This window comes from Pirellulales bacterium, from assembly GCA_019694435.1.
Classification (GTDB): domain Bacteria; phylum Planctomycetota; class Planctomycetia; order Pirellulales; family JAEUIK01; genus JAIBBZ01.
In genome coordinates, this window is sequence record JAIBBZ010000004.1 from 80,920 (window position 1) to 103,514 (window position 22,595).

At 65.4% G+C, this 22,595-nt stretch carries 19 protein-coding genes; 4 read left to right on the forward strand and 15 right to left on the reverse strand.

Translation table 11 applies throughout. The features are described from left to right. Positions 1 to 49 precede the first annotated feature (49 nt). Together K1X74_05450 and K1X74_05455 are read right to left on the reverse strand one after the other, a co-directional pair. A complete protein-coding gene (locus K1X74_05450; protein MBX7165775.1) occupies positions 50 to 661 on the reverse strand; it encodes a redoxin family protein in 612 nt (203 codons plus the stop codon). A gap of 99 nt (positions 662 to 760) precedes the next feature. Then, a complete protein-coding gene (locus K1X74_05455; GenBank protein ID MBX7165776.1) occupies positions 761 to 1,354 on the reverse strand; it encodes a thioredoxin family protein in 594 nt (197 codons plus the stop codon). Positions 1,355 to 1,709: 355 nt separating this feature from the next. Here K1X74_05455 and K1X74_05460 point away from each other — a divergent pair, with 355 nt between their 5' ends. Continuing rightward, positions 1,710 to 3,854, forward strand: coding sequence for a hypothetical protein (locus tag K1X74_05460; protein ID MBX7165777.1), 2,145 nt, complete (start codon positions 1,710 to 1,712; stop codon positions 3,852 to 3,854). A 26-nt stretch (positions 3,855 to 3,880) separates the two neighbouring features. Here the strand turns inward: K1X74_05460 and glgX are convergent, their stop codons facing one another. From glgX to K1X74_05480, 4 genes are all read right to left on the reverse strand, one after another. Next, positions 3,881 to 5,944, reverse strand: coding sequence for a glycogen debranching protein GlgX (gene glgX / locus K1X74_05465; protein ID MBX7165778.1), 2,064 nt, complete (start codon positions 5,942 to 5,944; stop codon positions 3,881 to 3,883). A gap of 54 nt (positions 5,945 to 5,998) precedes the next feature. Next, on the reverse strand, positions 5,999 to 6,784 hold the full coding sequence (locus K1X74_05470) for a hypothetical protein (protein ID MBX7165779.1): 786 nt from the start codon (positions 6,782 to 6,784) through the stop codon (positions 5,999 to 6,001). Positions 6,785 to 6,982: 198 nt separating this feature from the next. Next, on the reverse strand, positions 6,983 to 7,600 hold the full coding sequence (locus tag K1X74_05475) for a hypothetical protein (protein ID MBX7165780.1): 618 nt from the start codon (positions 7,598 to 7,600) through the stop codon (positions 6,983 to 6,985). Next, positions 7,590 to 8,114: an RNA polymerase sigma factor gene (locus K1X74_05480; GenBank protein ID MBX7165781.1), complete on the reverse strand. Its 525-nt coding sequence runs from the start codon at positions 8,112 to 8,114 to the stop codon at positions 7,590 to 7,592. The genes K1X74_05475 and K1X74_05480 overlap by 11 nt, the downstream gene beginning before the upstream one ends. Before the next feature lie 236 nt (positions 8,115 to 8,350). Here K1X74_05480 and K1X74_05485 point away from each other — a divergent pair, with 236 nt between their 5' ends. After that, the gene (locus K1X74_05485; GenBank protein MBX7165782.1) at positions 8,351 to 8,770 is read left to right on the forward strand and encodes a DUF1304 domain-containing protein; all 420 of its coding nucleotides are present in this window, start codon (positions 8,351 to 8,353) and stop codon (positions 8,768 to 8,770) included. Positions 8,771 to 9,331: 561 nt separating this feature from the next. Here K1X74_05485 and K1X74_05490 read toward each other — a convergent pair. From K1X74_05490 to K1X74_05525, 8 genes are all read right to left on the reverse strand, one after another. Further along, positions 9,332 to 9,778 carry a response regulator gene (locus tag K1X74_05490; protein MBX7165783.1) on the reverse strand — a complete coding sequence of 149 codons (447 nt, stop codon included), beginning with the start codon at positions 9,776 to 9,778 and terminating at the stop codon, positions 9,332 to 9,334. A 55-nt stretch (positions 9,779 to 9,833) separates the two neighbouring features. Further along, positions 9,834 to 11,111, reverse strand: coding sequence for a serine hydroxymethyltransferase (locus tag K1X74_05495; GenBank protein ID MBX7165784.1), 1,278 nt, complete (start codon positions 11,109 to 11,111; stop codon positions 9,834 to 9,836). A gap of 106 nt (positions 11,112 to 11,217) precedes the next feature. Then, positions 11,218 to 12,129, reverse strand: coding sequence for a DUF1559 domain-containing protein (locus K1X74_05500; protein MBX7165785.1), 912 nt, complete (start codon positions 12,127 to 12,129; stop codon positions 11,218 to 11,220). Positions 12,130 to 12,214: 85 nt separating this feature from the next. Then, positions 12,215 to 12,613 (reverse strand): hypothetical protein, encoded by a 399-nt coding sequence (locus K1X74_05505; GenBank protein MBX7165786.1) that lies wholly within the window; start codon positions 12,611 to 12,613, stop codon positions 12,215 to 12,217. Between the two features lie 159 nt (positions 12,614 to 12,772). Then, positions 12,773 to 13,894: a PEP-CTERM sorting domain-containing protein gene (locus tag K1X74_05510; GenBank protein ID MBX7165787.1), complete on the reverse strand. Its 1,122-nt coding sequence runs from the start codon at positions 13,892 to 13,894 to the stop codon at positions 12,773 to 12,775. 629 nt (positions 13,895 to 14,523) lie between these two features. Beyond that, a complete protein-coding gene (locus K1X74_05515) occupies positions 14,524 to 15,648 on the reverse strand; it encodes a PEP-CTERM sorting domain-containing protein (GenBank protein MBX7165788.1) in 1,125 nt (374 codons plus the stop codon). Positions 15,649 to 16,177: 529 nt separating this feature from the next. After that, positions 16,178 to 16,960, reverse strand: coding sequence for a methyltransferase domain-containing protein (locus K1X74_05520; protein ID MBX7165789.1), 783 nt, complete (start codon positions 16,958 to 16,960; stop codon positions 16,178 to 16,180). A gap of 127 nt (positions 16,961 to 17,087) precedes the next feature. After that, a complete protein-coding gene (locus tag K1X74_05525) occupies positions 17,088 to 18,353 on the reverse strand; it encodes a hypothetical protein (protein ID MBX7165790.1) in 1,266 nt (421 codons plus the stop codon). Between the two features lie 126 nt (positions 18,354 to 18,479). Here K1X74_05525 and K1X74_05530 point away from each other — a divergent pair, with 126 nt between their 5' ends. Further along, positions 18,480 to 19,160, forward strand: coding sequence for a hypothetical protein (locus tag K1X74_05530; protein ID MBX7165791.1), 681 nt, complete (start codon positions 18,480 to 18,482; stop codon positions 19,158 to 19,160). On the opposite strand, the gene K1X74_05535 is transcribed toward K1X74_05530, so the two are convergent. Beyond that, positions 19,119 to 20,345: a DEAD/DEAH box helicase gene (locus tag K1X74_05535; GenBank protein ID MBX7165792.1), complete on the reverse strand. Its 1,227-nt coding sequence runs from the start codon at positions 20,343 to 20,345 to the stop codon at positions 19,119 to 19,121. The two genes, K1X74_05530 and K1X74_05535, sit on opposite strands and share 42 nt — an antisense overlap. An 800-nt stretch (positions 20,346 to 21,145) precedes the next feature. On the opposite strand from K1X74_05535, the gene K1X74_05540 reads away from it, so the two are divergent. Beyond that, the gene (locus K1X74_05540) at positions 21,146 to 22,594 is read left to right on the forward strand and encodes a HEAT repeat domain-containing protein (protein MBX7165793.1); all 1,449 of its coding nucleotides are present in this window, start codon (positions 21,146 to 21,148) and stop codon (positions 22,592 to 22,594) included. Position 22,595: the final 1 nt, after the last annotated feature.

Genomic DNA, 22,595 nt, shown 5'->3' on the forward strand with positions numbered 1-22,595 from the left:
GTCCTTCGACGCCGTCGCGCCCGGCCGACGATTGCAGTCCGACCGGCCCTCAAGGAGCGGCCGGCGCTTCGAGCGCGGCGACGACGGCAGCCTCGATTTCTTCCGGCTTGGCCAAATGGCTCGTCGGATCGCCCGCCAGGAACTTCTTGACGACCTGTCCGTTGCGATCGATCACCTGGTAATGAGGTAGCACCGAGTTTTCGACGCCGAGCATGGTGTAGGCCGCGTCGTCCGAGCCGTGGGCATTGATAAAGGCGGGGAAGTGAGCCCCCTGGGCTTGAAGGAACTCAGCGATCGAGCGCCGCGTGCCTGCGTCCGCTTCGTCAAAGGCCACGGCCACGACGACCAGTCCGCGATCGGCCAGCTTGCGGTGCAGTGCCACGGTATGCGGAAACTGCTCCTTGCAGGTGCCGCACCAGGTGGCCCAGCAGTCGAGAAACACGACCTTGCCGTGCTGCTCGGCGAGAAACCGTGCCCAGCCCGCCTCGTCGAGCGTCGCTAGCGCCGCGGGATCGATCGCCGTGCCGGAATCTGTCTGAGGCGCGGGGTTCGCGGCCGTGGCTTGTGGCGCGGTTGCATTCGCCGCGGGCTCGTCCGGCGCGCACCCGGCGAGCGTTCCCAGCAGTACGACGGCGACCGAACGTCGACTGAACCCGAACATGGCTCATCTCCGCGTCGAGAAAAAGCAGCCGCCGCCGAGGACGATCGACGTGCTCGGCGGCGGTGATATTATCCGATCGCTGATCCGGCGCTGGGCCGCTCAGTTATAGGCAATGCCGCAGCCTTGCTGCTTGGTCTCCGGCGTCGCGGGCTGCTTGCCGGCGAGCACGGCATCGAGCGCCTCGCGCAGGTATTCCTTCTTCACCTGCTCAAACGGGCTGTCGTCCAGGGCGCCCATGTAAGCCACGTTGCGCTGCTGGTCGAGCACGAAGAAGTGCGGCGTGACGGTGGCGCCGAAGTCGCGCGCCGACTGCTGCGACTCGTCGTAGAGGTACGGGAAATTGAATCCCTTCTCCTCGGCCCGCTCCTTCATCTTGTCGAGCTTGTCTTCATCGTTCGTGTTGACGTTGATCGCCACGAACTGCACGCCCTTGTCGGCGTATTCCTTCTGCAGTTGGATGATCCGGTCTTCGTAGGCAATCGCCACGGGGCACTTGTTGCAGGTGAACACTGCGACGATGACCTTCTTGTCTTTGAAATCGTCGAGGCCATAGTTCTTGCCATCGACGCCTACGACGCCCTTGAACGTGGGGGCTTTGTCACCGACGCTCAGCACCTTGTTGAACCGGCCGGCCCACCCGGTCGAGGCCAGCGACAGCACGCAGCCCAGGGCCACGGCAACCACGATACTCATGCGACGAACCATGCGGATCTCCTTGGATCGAAGTCTCGAAGGACGGCGTTGCACAGGCAGGAAATAAAGACCGCCCGCCGCATCGGAGAGCCGCGGGCAGGGTGTGTCGCAGGGGGGTAAGTTTGCGTAGTCTGGCCCGGCCGGACGGCAGTGTCAACGATCACCGGGGCCGTGCGCCGCCACCCCGATCACGGCGCGCAGACGACCGTCCTTCCAGCTACGCTCACCGCACCGTGCCGGTTCGCGCCGCGGGGCAAAAAAATTCGCGGGCGCGACACTCCTGTGGGATACTAGCCTCCGCCATTGGTGCGCAAGGGGCGTGCAACTCAGGTGAATGCTTGGGCGAGGGGGGAGGATGACGGCTCGATTGCTTCATTTGTTGGCAAACCGTTTTCTTCGCGGCGTGCTGGCAGGTCCTGCGCTGTGGTTCGCACTTGCGGCGACCGGTCTCGGCATGGCGCCCGGGCAGGATCAGACGCCCGCCAAGCCGGGGGCGCCCCCCACGAACCAGCCGGCGCCGCCGAAGCCACCGATCAAGCTTCCGGGTGCAGTGGTTCGGCCCGGCACGCCTGAGAAGAAGCCCCCGCGTCCCGCGGAGTTCGCCGATTGGACGCCGGACGATTTTCGCAACGAGCAGGCCGAAGGCGGCAACAAGTTCGCCGCGGCCGTGGCCTTTCTCGCCGCATCGAAGCCGGGCGACGCAGAGGTCGCGGCGCTGCTGATCGATTTGCTGACCTTCAAGGAGCCGCCCGCGCCGGAGGCCCCGTCCGGCAACGAGCAAGAGCAGAAACGCGCCGCCGACGCCCGGCAGCGTGACATCGACAACGCGCGCCGCCGCTCGGCGAGCAGCATGAAGCCGCTGCTGCAGGCCCTGGCCGCGAATGGCAGCGACCCGGCCTTTGCAGCCATTCAGCAGGTGCTCGCCGGAAGTCTCGACACCGGTGCCGAAGACAAGCAAGCCGCGCCCACCGCGCTCGAAGCCCTCATGGCCATGGCGCATCCGGGCGTCGACGCGTTGCTGCTGGCGTCGATCACGCAGCCGCAAACGATCCGCACCCCCGAGCGTACGACTTGGACAGCCGACGATCTGCAGAAGCTCGCCTTGCGTTTGGTCGCACAGCGCACAAGCCCCGAGCTGCGCGCGCAACTGGCTGCATTTGCCGCGAAACGCACCACGCCGGAGGAGATCCAGCGGACGCTCCAGTCGATGCTGGTGCAGAATCGTCCGGAAAACCTCAAGGCCCAGGTCGCGATGTATCTCGAGCCGGGTACGGCCGACGCCCTCCGCGCCCAATTGCTCAAACAGTTCACCACCTATAGCGCTGCGGCTTGCGACGAACTGCTCGGGCTTCCTGCCGGCACGGATAGCGCGAGCGGCAGCGGCGGGCGCACCCCGAGCGCGCCGGCGGCATCGTCTGCTGTGCCTGCTGCTCCGGCCCTCGACGCCACGGCCCTGACGGTCCGCGATCTATGGACGCCGGCGTTCCTCGAAGCCGTGCAGGCCGAAGTGGCGGCGATCGAAAGCCTTGACCAGGGGATGCCGATCTTCGCGCTGGCGCTCTCGCTGCCGGTCGACGTGATTCGCAAGCAGGTGCACGACAAACTACAGTCCGATTGGCGCGGAGCGGCCGAAAAGACGGCGCTCCCGGCCCAGCTCGTCGGGCTGATTCACGATCCGGGCATGCTGCTCACGATCAAGCTCACGCCGCGCAAGGACGACCCGGCGGTCCGCGCCAAGCGGCGCGGCCAACCGAACGGCACGCCGCAACAGGCTGCCCGACCGCGCACGCGGCCCACGCCTGCAGCCGATCGGCAAGCGAAAGAAGACAAGGCGATGTACGCCTGGATGGACGCGAGCGAACGGCTGATCGTGGCGATCAATGCCCGGCTGCAGGCCGCGGCGAAGCTGCGCGCTCTGGCCGCCGAGGTGCAGGCCGAGGCCGCCGACGCGGCGCCGGATGCTCCCGCGGCGCCCGCTGCCGCAGATGACAAGAACGCGGATGCCAACGGTGCGGCTTCGGCCGATTCCGGCGGCTCCGCGGCCAACAGTCCCGATCGTCCAGAGGATGATCCCTTCGGCAATCAAGACACCAACGCCGCGCAGCGGGGCAACTTGCCCGTCAAGTTGCACCCCGGCGCCAAGGTCGCGGCCGAGTTTCACGTCGTCTGGCCCGACGACGCGGCGGCCCGGGTGCCCGACGCACCGGTCGGCGGCATGGTCCTGCACTATGTGCGAATCGAAGAACTGGGCCAGTTGTTGAAGCTGAACGCGTACTACCAGAAGGAACTGAAGAAGTCGAACAACCGCTACCTGGAGCTCGAGGGCCGCTGGCTCGACGCGATCCGGCCCGACACGCGCGCCGGCTGGCAGCAATCGGTCGACATTTTCTTTACCCGGCCCGGCGCCAAGGAAGAACCGCCCGGCGACCGTCCCAAGCGCCGTTCCAACGAGCCGGAGAACCTGGTGATCGAAATCCTGTCGATCTCACGGCCCGAGTAGTGGCAGATCGGACGCGGCTCGCAGGATCAGTCCGTGCCGCCGGCGATCAATAGCACGACGGATCGTGATTGCGCGCGATACATAGCGCTTTCGTGCACGGGCGCATCTTGCCAGGGCACGATGTCGTCGGGCGAGTCCAAGGCCGTGTCGATCCACCGGCTCCACGAGCCACCCGAGGGGAGCACGGGCAGTTCGAACTCCAACGGCTCCCAATAGGCGTTGAGGATGAAATGCAGCTTCAAGTCCTCGAGGCGCAGTTCGGAGTAGAGCGCGACGGCATGCGAGTTCTCGCCCCAGTCGGGCGCGTTCAGTTGCACGCCGTGCCAGGCCTTGACCGCGTCGCGGAGCAAGGCGTTGAGACTCACGCGCCGGTTTTCTTGTTCGACCGTTCGCATCAGCCGTCGGGCAATCAGCAGTTGGACGAAGCGTAGCAAGTCGGCGTGCCGGTCCGTCAAGCTCCAGTCGAACCAGCTCAGCTCGTTGTCCTGGCAATAGGCGTTGTTGTTACCGCGTTGCGTACGGCGCACCTCGTCGCCCATCAAGATCATGGGTGTGCCCAACGACATCAGCGTCACAGTGAGAAAGTTCTTGATCTGGCGGTTGCGCAGCCGCTCGATCGCCGCGTCAGGGGTCGGGCCTTCGACGCCGCAGTTCCAACTGCGATTGTCGTTCGCCCCGTCGCGATTGTCCTCGCCGTTGTCCTCGTTGTGCTTCTCGTTGTATGAAACCAGGTCGTTCAGCGTGAAGCCGTCGTGGCAGGTGACGAAGTTCACGCTTTGCTCCGCTTCGCGTTCTTCGTGCCCGTAGATTTGCGGGCTGCCGACGATGCGGTCGGCCACGCGGCGCAGCGCGCCCGGTTCGCCGCGGAAGAAATCGCGCACATCGTCGCGAAAGCGGCCGTTCCATTCTTTCCAGGCATCGCCGACGAAACTTCCCACCTGGTACAAGCCTGCGGCGTCCCAGGCCTCGGCCAGCAGTTTCGTGCCGGCCAGGGCCGGATCGGTCTCGATATCCCAGAGCACCGGCGGGTTCGGCAGCGGCTGCCCCGTGTCGTCGCGCGCCAGAATCGAGGCGAGATCGAAGCGGAAACCATCGACGTGCATTTCTTGCACCCAGTAGCGCAGGCTGTCGACGATCAGCCGGCGCACCACCGGGTGGTTGGCGTTGAACGTGTTGCCGCAGCCGGAGTAGTTGGCATACCGGGCGCCGCCGTCTTCCAACAGGTAATAAGTGGCGTTGTCGATCCCGCGGAATCCGAGCGTCGGTCCTTCATGGTTTCCTTCGGCCGTGTGGTTGAACACCACATCGAGAATCACTTCGATGCCGGCGCGATGGAGGGCCTTGACCAGGTCGCGGAACTCGTCGGTCGGCCCGGTCGGGTCGAGCCGCGAGCTGTACGCCTGGTGTGGCGCGAAGAACGAGATCGGCGCGTAGCCCCAGTAGTTCAGCTTGCCGAGCGGGGCGTCGGTCGGATCGAATTGAAAGACGGGCAACAGCTCGACTGCGGTCACGCCGAGTTCCGCGAGATAGGGAATCTTGTCGATCAACCCGGCATAGGTCCCGCGGCGCGCGTCGGGGAGACCCGAGTTGGGGTGTTGCGTGAACCCGCGGACGTGCATCTCGTAAATGATCGTTCGCGCTGCCGGATGGCGCGGGTGCCGGTCGCCTTCCCAGTCGTAGGCGCGGGGATCGATCACCACGCTCTTCATCGCCGTGGCCGAATTGTCGCCGGCCGTCGAGGCGGCCTGCCGGCTGTAGCCCGGCGGGCTCGCCACGCCGCGGCCGTACGGATCGAGCAGCACCTTGGCGGGATCAAACCGCAGCCCGCGCGCGGGCTCGTGCGGCCCACTCACACGGTAGCCATAGATTTGCCCTGCCTGCAGGCCGGGCACGAAGGCGTGCCAGTAGTGGTAGGTGTGGTTTTCGACCGGGTCGAGTGGGATGATACGCTGGGGTGCGGCGGCATCGACCGCGTCGAACAGCAACAACTCGACGCTCGCTGCGGTGCGGGAAAACAGGCTGAAATTCACACCGCCGGCCGTCACCTTGGCGCCCAAGGGAGCGGCTTGTCCTGGTTGAACGTCGCTCATGTGGCACCTCGCTTCTGGGGAGACATCCTGCGAAGTCTTGGCGCGGGCTCCGCCTCAAGGCTCGCTGGCACGCACCGACTGCTGCAAGTCGAGCATGGTCTGTTGACTGATTTGCAGCAGGCCCTCCCTGGGACGGTCCAGGTCGGTAGTCATGAACAGCACGATGGTGAACGCCAGGACCACCCCGAACGACACCAGCGAGCGCCGGTTGGACAACACGCCTTCCTGAAAACCCAAAGTGGCCATGGTCAGAATGGCCACGGCATACAGCGCCGCCCAGACGGCACCGGGGATCCGGCTGCGCAGCCCGACCATCACGCGCGTCGCATGCAGATCGATCATCTCGTTGAGTGACTGGATGAACAGCCCCGTCACGATCGAGTGCGAATCGGCGGCCGCCACCGCCGAGGTCTCGTTCCAGAGTTGATCGTGAATGCGCAGCGACGCGTTAATCGCCGCATCCATTTGCCCTGGCTGCATGGCGGACAGCCGAGTGTCGACGTAGGTCTTCAACAGCCGTCGAATGGCCGCCTGCTGAGGCTGAGGTAAGAGCTTGGCGCGCAGGTACGTGGTGCCGATCGCATTGGCTTCGTCGAGAATCGTGTGGCGCCGGTCATCGAAGCGCGACGCCGCAAGCCCGAAGGTAAACGCCAGGATAAAGGCCAAGAGCCCCAGCATGGCGCCGGTCATGGCGCCCAGCGTGGTTTCTTTCTCGGGGTATCGCTGGCTGCGGTGCCGGCCGACCCGATAGCCGGTTTCGAGCGCCGCGTAGATCAAGGCGACCGAGACGATGAACAGCAACCACAACGGGGTGTTATCGAGTGGTCCCGTGGCACTCATGCCCAGCACGCTCCTAGTCCGTCGAGGTCGAAGGGGGGGCAGGCCCTGCGACAAAGGGCCCGCAGCGGCGACCATTTGACGTTGCGGGGACGTCTCTGGCAACTCGCCGGCGGCATTCGTGAACCGACCCGGGAGCGACGGTGCAACCACCGGGGTTGCTCCCGCGGAACATCGCGGGCACTGGCTGCGCTTGGGCTCTTATCCTTCTTTCAGGCTGGTCAGCAACGCGAGCAGCTCCTGGCGGCGCGGCTCGAGCACTTTGCGCACGGCGGCCTGGTTCAGGTAATAGACGTAGCTATTGATCGCCAGCACAAACACTAACAGCAAGGTCCCGAACACGACTCCCGTCAGCCAATGATGCGTCGCGACGGCCACGTCCCAGGAGACGTGCGCGAAGAACGCAAGCATCGGAATCAAGAACGGCAGCAGATACCACCACAAGACATTGCGGAGCAGCCAGATCTGATGCTCCACTTGCGTCAGGGAACTCTCGACGCCGTGCACCAGCGTTTCGCCCGCCAGGTTCGGGCTCTGCGGATGGCGCCGGCGGTCGAGCCACATGAACACAGGCACACCGAACAGAGTGGGCACCATGAGATACCAGGTCCACGGCAGCGAGATCGTCGCCCCGAGGATGAACCACACGGGAAGGAGCAACAAGCAGGTGATGATTTCGCGAGCGTCTCGCAGCCAGATCAGGGTATGGAAATGCTGCTGGTTGCGTTGCACTTCCTGCAACAGCAAGTCCGCACCGATGGCGAACCGCATTTGCGATGCCTGCTCGCGCCAGGCCTGCTGATAAGCATCAGGTTCCATGGTCGTCCTCGTTCATCAAGGCGCTCAACGCTTTTCGGGCTCGATGCAACTTGACGCCTACGTGGCTCTCGGAAATGCCGAGCACCTCGGCCATTTCCCGGTAACTCAACTGGTCGAGGTAGAGCAGCACCAAGGCCGCGTCGGTTTTCGGCAGTTGATGAATGGCCCGGTAGAGTCGTTCGACCGTCTCGCGTTGCTGTGCTTGTTTGCAGCTATCGACTCCGTCGACCACCGCGTCGCGCGATTCCAGGAGCGGCTGCTGCCTGGACCGGCGGCGAGCGTCCTGTCGATGCCAGTTCAGCGCGGTATGGAGTGCCACGCGATAGAACCACGTCGAGGCGCTCGCACGGCCGTCGAAATGTGCCAGCGACCGCCAGGCCTGCAGCAGGATTTCCTGGGCCAGGTCCTGGCATTCCTCGCTGGTGAGCGTGTAGGCGCGAGCGACCTTCAGGACCGACGAGCCGTGTTCGCCGAGCCAGGCCACAAACAGCGCTTTTTGATCTTCGTCGAGCAACGCCAAACCTCGTGCTAGAGGTATTGGTACCTCGAACGCTCGGCGGCTTACAAAGAGATCAAAATATTTCTGGACGAGGTAGTCCAGCGAGCCGGCAGGTCGCGTTCCAATGCACGTTGTGGAAGGGATCAAGCCCGGCGAGGTGATCAGGTTATTTCACGTTATCTCATGCATACGATAAGATGTTTTCGCCTTAACTTTTACTACCTCACCGTCGTCAGGGCAGGAGACTTCGGATGGAATGGTACATCGCTGCGGTTGGCGTCGTGCACGCGCTGTTCGCAGGCTGCGAGATGTTGCCCTGGCCGCAACCGCTGTTGCTCTACGCTTCTTTGAAAAAGCTGGCCAAGAGCTCGGGGGTTTCGACGAAGGGCTATCGGCTGCCGCATTACCCGTCGGAGTGGACGCCCGAGCAACGGCATCTGGTGGCCACGGTCGTCAAGAATGCGGGCATCTACAACGCCGTGATGGCCGGGGCACTGTTCTGGTCGGCCTATCGCGGCGCGGCCGCTTACGAGCTGGCCTGCGTGCTGTTGATCGGCGTCGCCGTTGCAGGAGCATTCGGAACGGCCACGTTGAAGTCTCCCGTCACGGCCGTGCAATCGCTGCTCGGCCTGGGCGGAGCCGTCGCGCTGTGGGGCAAGCTGTTCCCCTGATCGCCACCGGGAAAGGCTTCGTGGCGCCAAATCCTCAACGCCTAGTCCCCGCCCGATTCGTCATACGCCTCGCGCTCGAAGGGATTGTCTCGATACGAGTCGTGACCTCGCAGCCAAAAGATGAGTGAGCACGACAAATAAGCAGGTCCGAAAAAGATCCCCCACCGCTCGAACTGCCTTACATGGACCAGTTCATGCCTACGTGCGATATTGAGCGCCGCCGCAGACTGCCCAAGAATGGTGTGGCCGAGTGTGAGGGCCAACACGAACTGCCCCTCAGGAAGGCGATGTAACAACCACGTGACCGCGCCGCCATAAGACTCGAGCGTACGGCCGCGGACCCGAGCGTGCCCGCCCGTGCACAGGCCTAGGGTCCCAAACGTCAGTCCGGCCAGCGTGTAAGGCGAAGCCCAGGCCATTCCGAAGATAATCGACAATCGCCGCACTTGCTTGCCAGATCCCGTCGGTGCGGCTGTTCGGTCGCGATTGCCTTCCAGCGCGACTTACGCTGCGGCGGGCAGGCGCCCGAATACGGCCCCGCGTGAGGCGACGTGGCCGCCACTACCGCGCGTCGGCGTCTTCCATCGCCTGGATGTAGCTCCGCAACCGTTCGACCTCGTCGGCCATGTGCCGGAGCCGGAGCATGTTTTCGACCCGCTTGCGCAGCTCGACCTGGTTGACCGGCTTGCTGAGAAAATCATCGGTCCCGGCGTTGACGGCCCGTTCGATGTCGCCCAATTCGTTCAGGGCGGTGACCATCAGGATCATGATGCCGCGCGTCGCCGGGTCCGACTTGAGCTGCTTGCAGACCTCGAAGCCCGACAGCTTGGGCATCATGATGTCGAGCAAGATCAAGTCGGGCTTGAAGTCGCGCACCTTGTTGAGCGTGTCCTGGCCATCAACGGCGACGGCCAGGTCGCAATCGATCCCGGTCAGGTAGACCTCCAACAACTCGACGTTCGTCGCGTTGTCGTCGGCGATCAGGATCCGGCTACGCGGCAGCGACATGAGATGGCTTTCTGGCTTGGTGGGCCCTGGCGGTCGAAAAGGGGGACAAACGGCGCTACCGGCCGGCGGTCACGGCCGAGTCTTCCGGCGACAGCCGCATCGCCGGCACCGGAAACTGCCCACACAGCTCCCGCACCTCGCCGCGAATGCGCGCCAGCGCCGCCGGGTCGTCCTGGCAGCGCAGGGCCTCGAGAATCCAGCCGCCGATGCGGCGCATTTCGTCGGTCCGCATACCGCGCGTCGTCAGGGCCGGAGTGCCCAACCGAATGCCTGACGGATCGAGCGGCTTGCGCTCGTCGTAGGGGATCATGTTCTTGTTGGCCGTGATGCCGCAGCGGTCGAGCGTCGCCTCGGCCTGCTTGCCTGCCGTACCGAGCGAGGTCACGTCCAACAACAGCAAGTGATTGTCGGTTCCGCCGCTGGCCAGCCGCGCGCCGCCGGTCAGGAGCGTCTCGGCCAGCGCCAAGGCATTGGCCACCACGGCCCGGGCATAATCCTTGAAATCGTCGCGCAGTGCTTCGCCGAAGCAGATCGCCTTCGCGGCGACGATGTGCATGAGCGGTCCGCCCTGCAGCCCGGGAAACACGTTGCGGTCAACGTCCTTGGCAAATTCGTTGCGGCACAGCACCATGCCCGAGCGCGGCCCGCGCAGCGTCTTGTGCGTGGTGGTGGTGACGAAGTCGGCCACCGGCACGGGGTTGTTATGAACTCCCGCTGCCACCAGGCCGGCATAGTGGGCCATGTCGACCATCAGCCGGGCGCCCACCTCGCGGGCAATCTCGGCGAAACGCTCGTGCGCGATTTCGCGCGGGTAAGCGCTCGCCCCGGCGACGATCAGCTTGGGCCGATGTTCGCGAGCTAGCCGCGCGACCTGGTCGAAATCGATCCGGTGCGTGTCGCGCGTGACGCCATAGGCGACGAAATTGTAGAGCCGGCCCGAGATGTTCAGCTTCATGCCGTGGGTCAGGTGCCCGCCATGGGCCAGGTCCATGCCCAGTACGACGTCGCCGGGTTCGAGCGCCGACAGGTAGACGGCCATATTGGCCTGGCTGCCCGAGTGCGGTTGGACGTTTGCATGGTCGGCGCCGAACAGTTGCCGTGCCCGATCGCGCGCCAGGTCTTCGACGACATCGACATGTTCGCAGCCGCCATAGTAGCGCCGGCCGGGGTAGCCTTCGGCGTATTTGTTCGTCAGCACGCTGCCGGCCGCCTGCATGATGGCGGGGCTGACATAGTTCTCGCTGGCGATCATCTCCAGGCCGTCCTGCTGGCGGACCATTTCCTGGGAAATGGCCGTCCAGACGGCGGGGTCCTCGCGCTCGATCCAATTCATCGGCAGGGCACTTTCGCTACGAAACCGTGAAACCCCGATTGTCGAGCGACGGTGCCCAATCGTCAATCGGGCGTCCCGCCGCGGCGTCGCGGTGGTCGCCGGCCCGCTAATAGACCGATTTCAGATCGATCACCTCGCCGCCGGCGCGGGTCACCAGGGCGACGAACGTCAGCAGGTCGATTTGCTCGTAGAGAAAGTGGACGCTGCCGTCGGCGAACAGGGTGTGCGCGCCGCCCGGGTGAAAGCTGTAAACCTCGCTGTCGTTGGTGCAATTGATCACGCAGGGGCCGCCCACCAGCACGCCGTCGGCCTGCGTGCCGGAAATGCTGAAGCCACAATTCGGGTCGGCCCAGCCCACGCCGTCGGGCGGCGATCGGTCTTGCAGTTGGCCCTTGATCCACAACTGCGGCCGGCCAGCGCATTCGGCGGTCGTAATGGTGTGCGAGGTGCCGTCGGTGATCTCGGCAAACCGCGTTTCGACCCAGCGCGTCATCGCGGCGGCCCGGTTCGACGGCGGCATGATGCCCGTGGCATCGAAGAAGTCTTGCTTTACCTCGTTCACGGCGCCCAGATCGCCGACCGCGTCGCCGGTGAAGTTGTTGGACCGCCGCGACGAGGGGGCCGACGGACAACGGTACAGCGCCACCGTCGTTTGCACCACGGTGCGATTCTCGGCCGCGCGCCAATCGCGATCCCAGCGATATTGCGTGGCTAACTGCGATTGCTCGCAAAAGGGCAAGCCGGCCGGGGTCCACGAGTGTAAGACGTTCTTGTCCTGGCCGTTGATGTTGGTGACGTACTGGATTCGGCTCGGCGGCAGGGCTCCCCAGGTGAGCTCGTAGTTCAATAGCGCCAGGCCGATTTGTTTGAAGTTGTTCTTGCAGGCGCTGGCGTTTGCCGCCTCACGCGCCGCCTGCACGGCCGGGAGCAACAACGAGATCAATACGCCGATGATCGCGATCACCACCAGCAGTTCTACCAGCGTAAATCCTGCGCGCGCGCGTCGTTCGTCGGACATGGCCTTCCTCGCCTGATTCGGGATGTCGGCAACTGGCACGGCGGTCACCGGTGTCGTGGACTGCGATCGCTGAGCGCGGCATGCCTCAAGGTTCGATTTCCAGGTTGCCCAGGTCGTTGGTACCGGGCTGCACGGTGATTTCCCACGGCGTCGAGCCGGCGTGCAGATAACGCTTGGGCAACTGCTCGTCGCCCTCGTCTCGATCCTCGGCGTTCAGATACTCGCTGGCCCCTTCGGGCAGCACTTTCCAAGACACGGTGACGCGATAGGTGCCCGCCGGGGCGCCATCGTGCAGGCGAAACGTGCTGAGCTGGAACCCGCCCTCAGCATCCAGCTCGGCATGCGGCCGGGGATAAGGACTGTTGTCGACCGGATGAAAATAGATCACGGCCCCCGGCGTCGGCCGCCCCCGGTAAGTCACGTTTCCACGCACCGGATACAGATCGATCGGCGCGGTCGCGTTGTTCTCGCGGTTGCAGCCCACCGCCAAGGCGCAGCAGGCGAACGCAGCCCACCAACATCGATCGGTTGTTCGTGACCAATCAGGTGCCATAGCAATGAGAGCGGCCGGCAGAGCGCCGCCTTTGTGCAAGGAGCGCTCTGCCGGCGTTAAGGTCTTGCTAACCTCTCAGGTCCAGCACCTTTAGCCCGCGCGACGACGACGCGCGACCAGGGCCAGCACTGCGCCGCCCAGGCCCAGCAGTACGAAGCTGCTCGGCTCCGGTACCGGGTGCAGGACGGCGTTCGAGAATCCGAACGTGACCGTAACGTCGGTACCGTAGGGCACGGCACCCGGCGTGTTGCCAATCCACGCTTCGGGCGTGTCTTGCTGCGTGTGGTTCCCGCTGACGGCGTAATTGCGCTGCGCGGTCACAAAGCCCGAGGCCGCATCGTTCGTCAGGTTGGCGACGAACCAGTCGTCCGGGTCGTTGCCCATGCCTACGCGGCCTACGTATTCGATCTCGAGCAAGGCCGGGCTGGCCGAGTCGGTCTGGATATAGGTAGCGCCGCTTTCGATGCCGCCGATGCCGCCGCCGGCAAACGTGCCCGGACCAAAGCCATTGGTGGCATACAACCGGCCGTAGTCGGACTCGCCGGCTTCGCCGAAGACACCGATCGCGTCGAGGATGGTCCAGCCGATCTGGCCAGTGGGAACGTCGAGTCCGTCGTTGTCGACGTCCAGGTCGTCGTTCAGTACGGGCGCCGCGCCGACGAGCGGATTGACCTGGATGAGCATGGCGGTAAAGCCCGAGCCTTCGATGTCGGTGTTCTGACCCACGTGGCCGATGCTGCTGGTCGCGCCGCTGCCGTAGCCGTTGCCCGTATCGCGGTTGATATATGCATGGGCACCGTTGGGCAGCGTCTTCAGGCTTTCAGCCTTGGTCGGAGCCGAGGCGATGGCCGGCGTCGCGATATCGAAGGCGCCGTTGATCGAGGGATACGCGGTGTTCCGCATGCCCAGCACGAGGAACCCGTTGCTGCCAAAGCTCATGCCCGACAGGTCAAAGATGTTCTCGATCTCGCCTGGCGCGCCCGAATTGAGCGAATCGTTCTCGTTTTCCAGGAAGATCAGGTAGTAATCGTCCAACGCCAGGTTGGCATCGCCGCAGAGTTCGATGTACTCGAGCGCGTTGGTCGCCGGCGCGTCGTTGCCGCCCGGCGGGTTGAAGTAGATCTCGCTGATCAGCGGACCGGCGCTGGCCGAGTTGGCCAGCAGCACCCAGCCCAGCACGGTGCCGGTAAACAGTTTCAAAAAGTTCTGCATTTGCTTCTCCGAAAGATTTCCTGAATGAAGTGTCGAGCCGTTGTTAGTTCACGTTGTCAGCGTTGCGGTCTCGCAAAGCTGCCTACCCTGCAGGCCAGATGCCTTCGCTCGCACGCAGTACGGAACGGGCCGGACAGACATCCTGGTGCGGAACGGAACAGTCGCCGCAGGGCCAGCTAGATTCGCCAGCGGTTACCGGCCGCCGGCGCATGCCCCTGACTAGGTCGATGGCTGAGACGAGCCGCGGCAAGCTGCCCCGGCAGTCTGTGGCGTTGCACAAGGATGTCCGTGCCGCGAGTCGTTTCCATGACCCGGTCACGAACCGTGTGCGATCATTAGCGGTCCGCCTGGTGGTGAGTCCTGCGCAGCGCCGGCCTGTGCGCGTCGCTGCGATCAATCCTCTGCCTCATCCTGCGTCGCGATGCCCATGCTCGCGGCTCAAGGAGTCGCAGAATGTAGTGCGGCTGTATTCGTCGATGATGAGCATTGCGTAAAATTTCCCGTTTCTTCTGGCGCTGCGACGCAGCGCCTTGCTGGGGCGCATTGGAGGCGCATCCCAAAGAGCGTGGCCGCAGTCCATCGATGGACTGCGGCCACGTGTCGATCAGCGTTTCGCCACGCGCGACGAGCTACGGTTGCTGCCAACGCCGACGCACGGCCAGCGCGAACGCCCCGCCGCACGCCAGGAGCACAAAGCTGCTCGGCTCGGGCACCGGGTGTTGCGGTACGGAACCGACATTGTCGGTGCCAAACGAAACGGTGATATCGGTGCCATAGGGAAACGCCGCAGGCTGCGCGGTGCTGCCGACGTAGACCTCCGCGTCGTTCAACTGCGCGTGGTTCCCGCTGATCGCGTAGTTGCGCGCAGCGGCTGTGAAGCCAGTCGCCGCGTTATCGGTCAGGTTAGCGACCATCCAATCGGCCGGCGTGCTGCCACCGCCCACGCGACCGATGTACTCGATTTCGGCGAGTTGCGCCAGCGTGTTGATGTACTGAGCGCCCGGCTCGATGCCGCCGATGCCCGCGAGTCCCAAGGGACCCGGCCCGAAGTTTACCTCCGCGTAGAGACGGCCAAACTCCGGCTCGTCGGCCTCGCCGAACACGCCGATCGAATCCAGGATCGTCCAGCCGGCCTGGCCCGTGACCACGTCGAGGCCGTTGTTGCCGACGTCTAGGTCGTCGTTCAACACCGGGGCCGAACCGATGGCCGGATCAACCTCGATCAGCATGGCCGTAAAGCCCGAGCCTTCGAGATCGAGCCCTTGACCGGTGTACCCGATGCTGCTGGTGGGCCCGTTGCCGTAGCCCGCGCCGGTGTCGCGGTTGATGTAGGCGTGCGCGCCGTTGGCCAGCGTCTTGAGGCTTTCGGCAATCGTCGGCGCGCCGGGCACATCGATGGTCGGATCGTCAAAAGCCACGGAGTCGTTGATCCCCGGATAGGCAGGGTTCTTCATGCCCAGCACGAGGAAGCCGTTGTCGCCGAAAGTCATGTTGGCGAGATTAAAGATCCCCTCGATTTCACCGGGGTTTTGCGAGTTAAACTCGTCGTTTTCGTTCTCGATGATGATCAGATAGCGGTTGTCGAGCGCCTGGTTAGCCGGACCGCAAAGCTCGATGTACTCGAGCGCATTGGTCGCCGGCGAGTCGTTGCCGCCCGGCGGATTGAAATAGATCTCGCTGATCAGCGGGCCCGCCTGGGCCAGCGAGCAACCGAGCGAAACGAGCCACATGCCGGCCATCGTACGAAATTTCATCGAAGGTTCCTGTTTTCTGAATACGTCAGCCAAATCACGCCTGGCATCGCCTCGATCGAGGCGATGCTGAATGAACGAGGGAGCACGCGCTGCGGCCGCCACTCGGGCCGGACGGCGTCGCGCGGAAAGGCGCCGCAGACCGCGGCGCTGCAGACGTGTGCGAGGCAACTCTTGCCGGCGTACGCGACGCTCAGGCCAAGGGACTGCTCTCAACAGAGCCGTCTGCCGGTGCCTGCAAAGAATCGCGCGAACTGGTGTCGCGCGGGCGCAGGCTTCAGATCGTCATGAGCATTTCCAATCGCTGCATCGGGCCCGGCGCCCAGCCGCGGCGCGTCACACGGGTCCAGTACTCAAGCATCCACGTCGGCGGAATCTAGAGTGCGATTGTTTGCGGACGATTAGTGCACGGAGTTTTTTGAAATAGTTCTTCGCCGAGGTGCGCGCGTCGGGGATGTCCGTGTTAGGACAATGTTATTCCGACGTTAGCCGGCGACGCCGCGAAGTAAGCTGTGCAATTCAGGCAAGTGCCTCAAGCAGCCGCCATGAGTCGCAGGCCCGCGGTGCGCGACAACAACAGGTAATGACGGGTGTCGGCCACCAACCGCGCCGCGACGGCGCCCGAGTGGGCGTCGCTCACCGCTAGCGGTCCGCACGAGCCTTGCGCCAACACGCGAAATCCGGTGGACAGCTCGTGTACCGCGCCGAGGGTCAAGTCGCGCAACGGTTGCAGCGTGTTGGCTCCGTGGGCGATGAGCAGTACTCCATTGGCCGTGAGGCAGCGCCAGGCTTCGAACATGACTCGCCGTGGCGAGTCGACCCAGTTCAGCACGTTGGCCAAGATCACGGCCGAGAACGTGCCGTCGGCAAAGGGCAACTGTTCGCCGCGCGCCGCCACCCAGCGCACCTGGCCCCAGCGCAGCAACCGGCGTTCGGCCAACACCGCCGCCAGGGGATCTACCGCGTAGCGGACGCCCGTTTGAAAATGGTGGACCTCGCCCTCGGCGCCGGCGCCGATCTGGAGCACCCGGTCGTGCGAGCCCAGGGCCACGTGATCGCGCAGCAGCCGTTCGACGCGCCGGCCGCGCTCGCGCAGCTCGGGCACGATCTGCACGCGCTCGTCGCGCGGCGAGCGGGGCAGCGCCGCCAGCCAGCGCCGCTGGCTGCGACGCCAGCGCGTCGATTCATTGCCGGCCAGAAACGTCGGAATGCTGTCCAGCACGGGAAAACCCGAGCCGCAGCGCCGGCAAACCAATCGCTCGTCGCGGCCTTCCAGCGCGCCTTGATCGATCGGGCAGACCAGATCGCTCCACATCGCGTGCGCCCTCCTTGGTGCAGCGGCGTCGTTCGTTGTCCGGAAAATCCTTTCCCGGGGCTGCGAACTATGTCACATGCAGCGCCGCGCGTAAAGAATGATTTGGCGGCCGTGCCCCCTCACGACATCACTGCGCGCGAATCCGGACCGTCACCTTGCCGGCGTTGTCGTGCAATTCGCCGGGCGAGTCGTTGACGCGGAGGAACAACGTGCCCTCTGTCGTGGGTGTCCACTCCGTTTCGAGCCCCACGACCAGGGGCTTCGCCCAGCAAACGCCCTGCGCCGCGTCCGGGGCGTCCTCGGGACGGACCGTACCGAGCAAGATCCCCAGCGGCCGGCCTTCGTGATAGCGGATCGTCACGCCCCCCGCCTCGCAGGGCCAAGGACGATCGGTGCGGGCAATCTGGTAGCGCCCGCTGGCACGAAGCTGATAGCGTTGACCGGACCGCAGCCTCAGGCCGGAGTTCTGCCAGCCGCGTTCCGCGGACACTTCGACGACCGCTGCTTCGCCCGGCGCCAGCGATTTCTGCGCGGCTTGCAAATCGATGACCGTACGCTCGACGTCGTGCCCGTAGGCGAGCTCCTGGGTCATGGCCAGCCATTGCTCGGCCAAGGCGGGCCATGCGCTGCGCAGCTCGCCGCGCAACGCTTCGTTCACGTCGCGGCTCCGGACGTGCGGCGGCAGCCCGGCGAAGGCGGCCCGTGTGACCGGGTGCCGGCTGAAAAACAATGCCGCGGCCCAGCACCAGCCATACTCATCGTCGTCGCGATCGGCCGGGATGCGCAGCGCGAGGATTTCGTCGAGCGTGCGGCCGCGGCCCGCTGCCACCGCGCGGCGCACCCAGCCGATGCGTCCCCAGCCGGGAACTTCCCCGGCGCTCTTCGGCACCACGCCCAGCGTCAATTGGCCCGACTGCCAGGTGTGGGTTGCCAGGAGTTCGGCCGTGCCCTCGGCATACCACGGAGGGCCCGTGTCGCCGAACCGGGCCTGCACAAACGCATGGGTGCCTTCGTGCAGCAGCAGGTGGCGCTGGTAATAAGGCGAGGTCTGGGCATCGAGCCAGAGCCGATCGGCGAGGGCATAGCCGTGGCGAAAGCGCGGAATGTCGGGCGTCAGCAGCCCCGCGGCCACGAATCGCTCGCGATTGCGCATCACGCTGGCAGTGACGCGCCATTTCGCGGCCCCGTCGAGGGGCTGCTGGAAGAAATCGCACCATTGCGGCACGGCCAGGTCGAACATCGCCACCAGCTCGTTGGCCACCGCAGGCTCCAGCTGGTCGGCGACCAGCGTGATGTGCTGCCCGGCGTACCGCGCGAGCCCAGCGTCGGCGGCGGCAGCGCGGGCAGCCGCGAGGGCGCAGGCACAAACGAGCATCGCGGCGGATCGACTCACTCGATTTCCTGGCTATGAAACCAATCTGGCAGAGCGTGGTTGCGGCTCCGGCCGTGCGGCGCCTACGCTAATGTACGCCGCCGCGGCGACTTCCCCGAAGATCCTTTGGCTTCCGAACGGCCACTCGTGGTTATTCTTGCCGACGCGCAACCGCTGCCACGCCGACTTCGGGCCGCTTCACTGGCAGTTGCCGTGTTGTGCGTGGCGGCCCTGGTCTATGGCGCCTGGGACCTGCGGACGCTTCCCTCGGCTCGATCGGCGCCTTATCTGGCGTGGCAACGCGTCCATGTGTGGAACATAGCCGCGGCCACCGGCATCTATTTTGTCGTCACCGGGCTGCGGTCTTTCGGCCGCGGCCTGGCGTGGCCCAAGAAACGCTATGAGCCGGGCCCCTGGCTCTGGTTCCCCGTTGCCGGCCATTGCGTGCTGGCTTTGGCCGTGGGTGTCAGCCTTTGGCGCGGGCCTCGATCGCGGCTGTTGCTGGCAGGCCACGACGAGCTGGCGGCGGCGCTGCTGGCCGTGGCCCTGATCGCCGGCGCAGTGGCGCTGTGGAGCGCGCGTTGGACCCGGCGTGTCCAGATCGTCGGCATTCAGGGCGGCCGTTCTGCCCCGATCGAGTGCTTTTTTGCGCTGGCGACCGTGCTCGTGCTGCTGCTGTTGGAACTGAGCACGATTCCCGGTCCGGGGCGGCCTGCGACACGCGTCGCCGCACCAACCAGCGCGGTACCGGCCAGCGCGGCCCCCCCTTCGCATCCGACCTCGGCCTCAGAGGGCCCGGCGATATCGCCGGGTGCGGCCGCCCGGTAAGGGGGCCGGTTTCGGGGCCGCCGGTTCTTCGGGCTGCGGCGCCGCAGCCGGCGCGGCGCCGGCGGGCTGCTTGTCGGCGGCCGGCATGGCCGCCTGATGCTCGAAGCCTTCAAGGTGATCGCGCTTCAGCAGCCGGTTGATGCGAATCTCGATCCTGGTCAGCTCGGCGCCCTCGTCGGGGGCGACAAAGGTGTAGGCCACGCCTTCTCGGCCCATCCGGCCCGTGCGGCCGACACGGTGGACGTAGTCGTCGCAAAACTCGGGGATGTCGTAGTTGACGATGTGCGAGATGCTCGAGACGTCGATGCCGCGGCCGACTACGTCGGTCGCGACGAGGTATTTAACCTTACCCTCGCGGAACCGCAGCATGGTCCGATCACGGGCGCTTTGCGCCAGATCGCCATGCATGCATTCGACGCCCTCGAACTTCTTGGAAAGGTTCTGAAAGATCCGCTGGGTGCCGCGCTTGGTCCGGCAAAACACGATGGCCTGTTGCGGCTGCTCGCGGCGCATGAGCTTGACCAGCAGCTCGAATTTCCGCTCGGGATCGACCGTGAAATAGAACTGCTCGATCGTGTCGACCGAGACCTCTTTGGGCGAAAAATTGAGCGTCTCGTGGTCGTGCATGTACCGCGTCGAGAGCCGCTCGACCGCCGGCGGAACGGTGGCCGACAAGAGCAGCGTCTGCCGCTCGCGCGGACAGCGCCGCAGAATCTTCTCGATGTCGGGCCGGAAGCCGATGTCGAGCATCCGGTCGGCCTCGTCGAGTACTACGATCTTGAGCTGATCGAGCTTGAGCGTCTGCCGGCTCATGTGATCGAGCACGCGTCCCGGAGTGCCGACCACGATTTCGGCACCGCGGCTCAGCTTCTCGATCTGCCCGCGGATCGGCTTGCCGCCGTAGAGCGGCACGCAGTGTAGCCGCCGGCCGTGTGCTAGCTTGACGACCTCTTCGCGGACCTGCACGGCCAGCTCGCGTGTCGGCACGAGCACCAGCGCTTGCGGGGCGCCGGCGGCACGCTTGGGATCGACCCGTTCGAGGATCGGAATCACGAAGGCCGCGGTCTTACCGGTGCCGGTGCGCGCCTGCCCGAGCACGTCGCGCCCCGCCACGGCCAAGGGAATCAGGCCGGCTTGAATGGGGGTCGGCGCGAGATAGTTGGCCTGGGCCACGGCGGCGAGCATGGTGGGCGAAAGGCCCAACTCATCAAAACTCTTCGCAAGGCCGGCTTCGGCAATTGTCTCCGCGGAGTCGTTGCGGGTCACGCTGCTAAGGTTCTCAAGATGAATGGTTTGGCGCAACTTTAGCCGCGCCAATAGGTTTCGTCAACGCCCCGGGAATCTCGTACGACGTGCTTCACCAGAGCGGCGACGGCGACCTCGAACGGCAAAACGAAAACAGGCCGGCCCTCGTGCTGCCAGAGGGCCGGCCTGAACCTGTCGAAATCGTACCGCCAGGGCGCCGACGCAAGGTCTTGGCCCGGCGGCTGTGCTCCGCGGACGAAACGTCCGCGGAACGAAGACTACTTGGTCGCCTTGCGGGCGATCGCCTTCTTCGGCGAGCGCTTGGCGGTCGCCTTCTTGGCAATCGTCTTCTTGGCGGTCGTCTTCGTCGAACGCTTCGCAGTCGTGCTCTTCTTCGTGGCCATGTCCTTGGCTCCTCGGAAAACTGGGCACCCTTCAGCGGTTGGCGAACAACTGCCCCTGGGTACCCAGTGCGGGGCGTGCCGCCGACTAGACTCTCGAAAAACTCTCCGCCGGTCGCAGGCTCCTCGCCATGGGGAGGATTCGCTCGGCTCCGGGCGGGTTTTTCCCGTTGAATTGCACTCGCGTTACACTTGGTGCGGAGGTCGCGGCGACCGCGATTTTTCTGTCGTGGTGGCCTTGACGCGGGGATTGGAGCATCAATCGATCTTTCGCGTCAAGGTGAGTTGATCGGTTGCGCAAGCCGCGAGCATGAGGAATTCGAGTTGCGGACAACGCCGATGAACGCCGATCGCGTGGAGTGGACCGTCGACGACCTGGCGCGCTTCGACCAATTGCCGGTCGACGAGCGCCGCGCCGCGCTCCAGCGCGTGCGCTGGTGGCGCACCGCGCCTAACGACGATGTGGTCCGGCTGTTGACGACGCTAGCAGCGCGGCCCGCGCTGCGCTCGCCACTGTGGACGCCACTGGTAGAGAATCTCGTCGAAGGCTTGCAAAATGCTCAGCCGTCACTGGCGCCGGAGACGGCCGCAGGCCTGGCCGATTTGGTGCTGGTCCAGCCGCTCGGGCCGGTGCTGGTTGACCGGATCTTCGCCCTGTTGGCCCGGCGCGGCGCGCAAGCGGCGTTTCCGCGGCTGTTGGCTGGCCTGACGCAGCCGGAATTGGCCGTCGCGGTGCTCGATCTGGCCAACGAGCTGGTGCGGCGCGGGCTCGCTAACGAGCATCCAGCCGCGGACCGGTTCGATGTCTTGATCGTGCTCCTAGGTGCCACGGCCGATCGCCTGGATCGCGTCGCCGAATCGCCCGCGGAATACGCCACCGACGCCCGAGCGCTCAAGCGGCTGGTCGACGATGGCGTCGCCCTTGCGTCGGCGTTGTGCTATGCGCTGGCGCTCATCGGCCGGCCACAGGCCGAGGCTGCGCTGCGCAAGGCGCTCGCGCTGCCGCATCGCCGCCTGCAGGCCGAGGCCGCACACGCCTTGGCGCGCATCGGGCAGCCCGACGGCGTCGCTCGCCTCGTCGAGCTGGCAGCCGATCCGGCCGCGCGGACGAGAGTCCTGCACTACCTGGCCGAACTGGACGAAACCGAGCGCGTGCCCGCCGAGCTGCGCACGCCGGCGGCCCGGGCCGTCGGCGAGTTGGCGGCTTGGTTGGCGCTGCCGCAACGCTTTGGGATGGCGCCGCAATCGCTCGAAGTGCTCGACGAGCGCACGTGGTTCTGGCCCGGCTACGAGCAGCAACAAACGTGCTGGCTGGTGCGCTACGAGTACCGCTTGCCGGGCGTCGCGCGTTCAGGCGTCGGCATCGTGGGCCCGTTGACGGCCGCGCTCGATGCCGATCTGCTCGATCTCTCGCCCGAGGACATCTACGCGGCCTATGCCGGCAGCGACGTCGAACATGCCGAACTGGTGCTCGAACCCGCCGCCACGGCCCGCGCTTCGCTACGAGCCACGGCGGCGCGGCTCGAGCAGAGTCCGGCACTGGCCGAATACTCCGGCCTCGAGCCGGTGTGCATCGGCAGTTGTTTTGGTGACGTGGCCGCCGTGTTCTTGGCCCGGCGGAGTGAGACGCAGGGCACCTTGCTGGTGGCCGATGATGCCGGCGGCGCGGACCATCTCCAGTGGTATCCGCACACGGGCCACGCGCGACCGATCGGTCCCCAACTGGCCTGGGCGATCTTCGTCGGCCGCAAGCTGTTGCGCACCTTCAACCCCGCGCAAGATTCCTAGC

Coding starts and splice junctions, on each gene's coding strand:
- K1X74_05510 (MBX7165787.1), bottom strand. CDS start 13,894: ATGCAGAACTTTTTGAAACTGTTTACCGGCACCGTGCTGGGCTGGGTG.
- K1X74_05500 (MBX7165785.1), bottom strand. CDS start 12,129: ATGTCCGACGAACGACGCGCGCGCGCAGGATTTACGCTGGTAGAACTG.
- K1X74_05495 (MBX7165784.1), bottom strand. CDS start 11,111: ATGAATTGGATCGAGCGCGAGGACCCCGCCGTCTGGACGGCCATTTCC.
- K1X74_05450 (MBX7165775.1), bottom strand. CDS start 661: ATGTTCGGGTTCAGTCGACGTTCGGTCGCCGTCGTACTGCTGGGAACG.
- K1X74_05540 (MBX7165793.1), top strand. CDS start 21,146: ATGAACGCCGATCGCGTGGAGTGGACCGTCGACGACCTGGCGCGCTTC.
- K1X74_05485 (MBX7165782.1), top strand. CDS start 8,351: ATGGAATGGTACATCGCTGCGGTTGGCGTCGTGCACGCGCTGTTCGCA.
- K1X74_05460 (MBX7165777.1), top strand. CDS start 1,710: ATGACGGCTCGATTGCTTCATTTGTTGGCAAACCGTTTTCTTCGCGGC.
- K1X74_05475 (MBX7165780.1), bottom strand. CDS start 7,600: ATGGAACCTGATGCTTATCAGCAGGCCTGGCGCGAGCAGGCATCGCAA.
- K1X74_05535 (MBX7165792.1), bottom strand. CDS start 20,345: ATGCTCGCCGCCGTGGCCCAGGCCAACTATCTCGCGCCGACCCCCATT.
- K1X74_05490 (MBX7165783.1), bottom strand. CDS start 9,778: ATGTCGCTGCCGCGTAGCCGGATCCTGATCGCCGACGACAACGCGACG.
- K1X74_05520 (MBX7165789.1), bottom strand. CDS start 16,960: ATGTGGAGCGATCTGGTCTGCCCGATCGATCAAGGCGCGCTGGAAGGC.
- K1X74_05515 (MBX7165788.1), bottom strand. CDS start 15,648: ATGAAATTTCGTACGATGGCCGGCATGTGGCTCGTTTCGCTCGGTTGC.
- K1X74_05455 (MBX7165776.1), bottom strand. CDS start 1,354: ATGAGTATCGTGGTTGCCGTGGCCCTGGGCTGCGTGCTGTCGCTGGCC.
- glgX (MBX7165778.1), bottom strand. CDS start 5,944: ATGAGCGACGTTCAACCAGGACAAGCCGCTCCCTTGGGCGCCAAGGTG.
- K1X74_05470 (MBX7165779.1), bottom strand. CDS start 6,784: ATGAGTGCCACGGGACCACTCGATAACACCCCGTTGTGGTTGCTGTTC.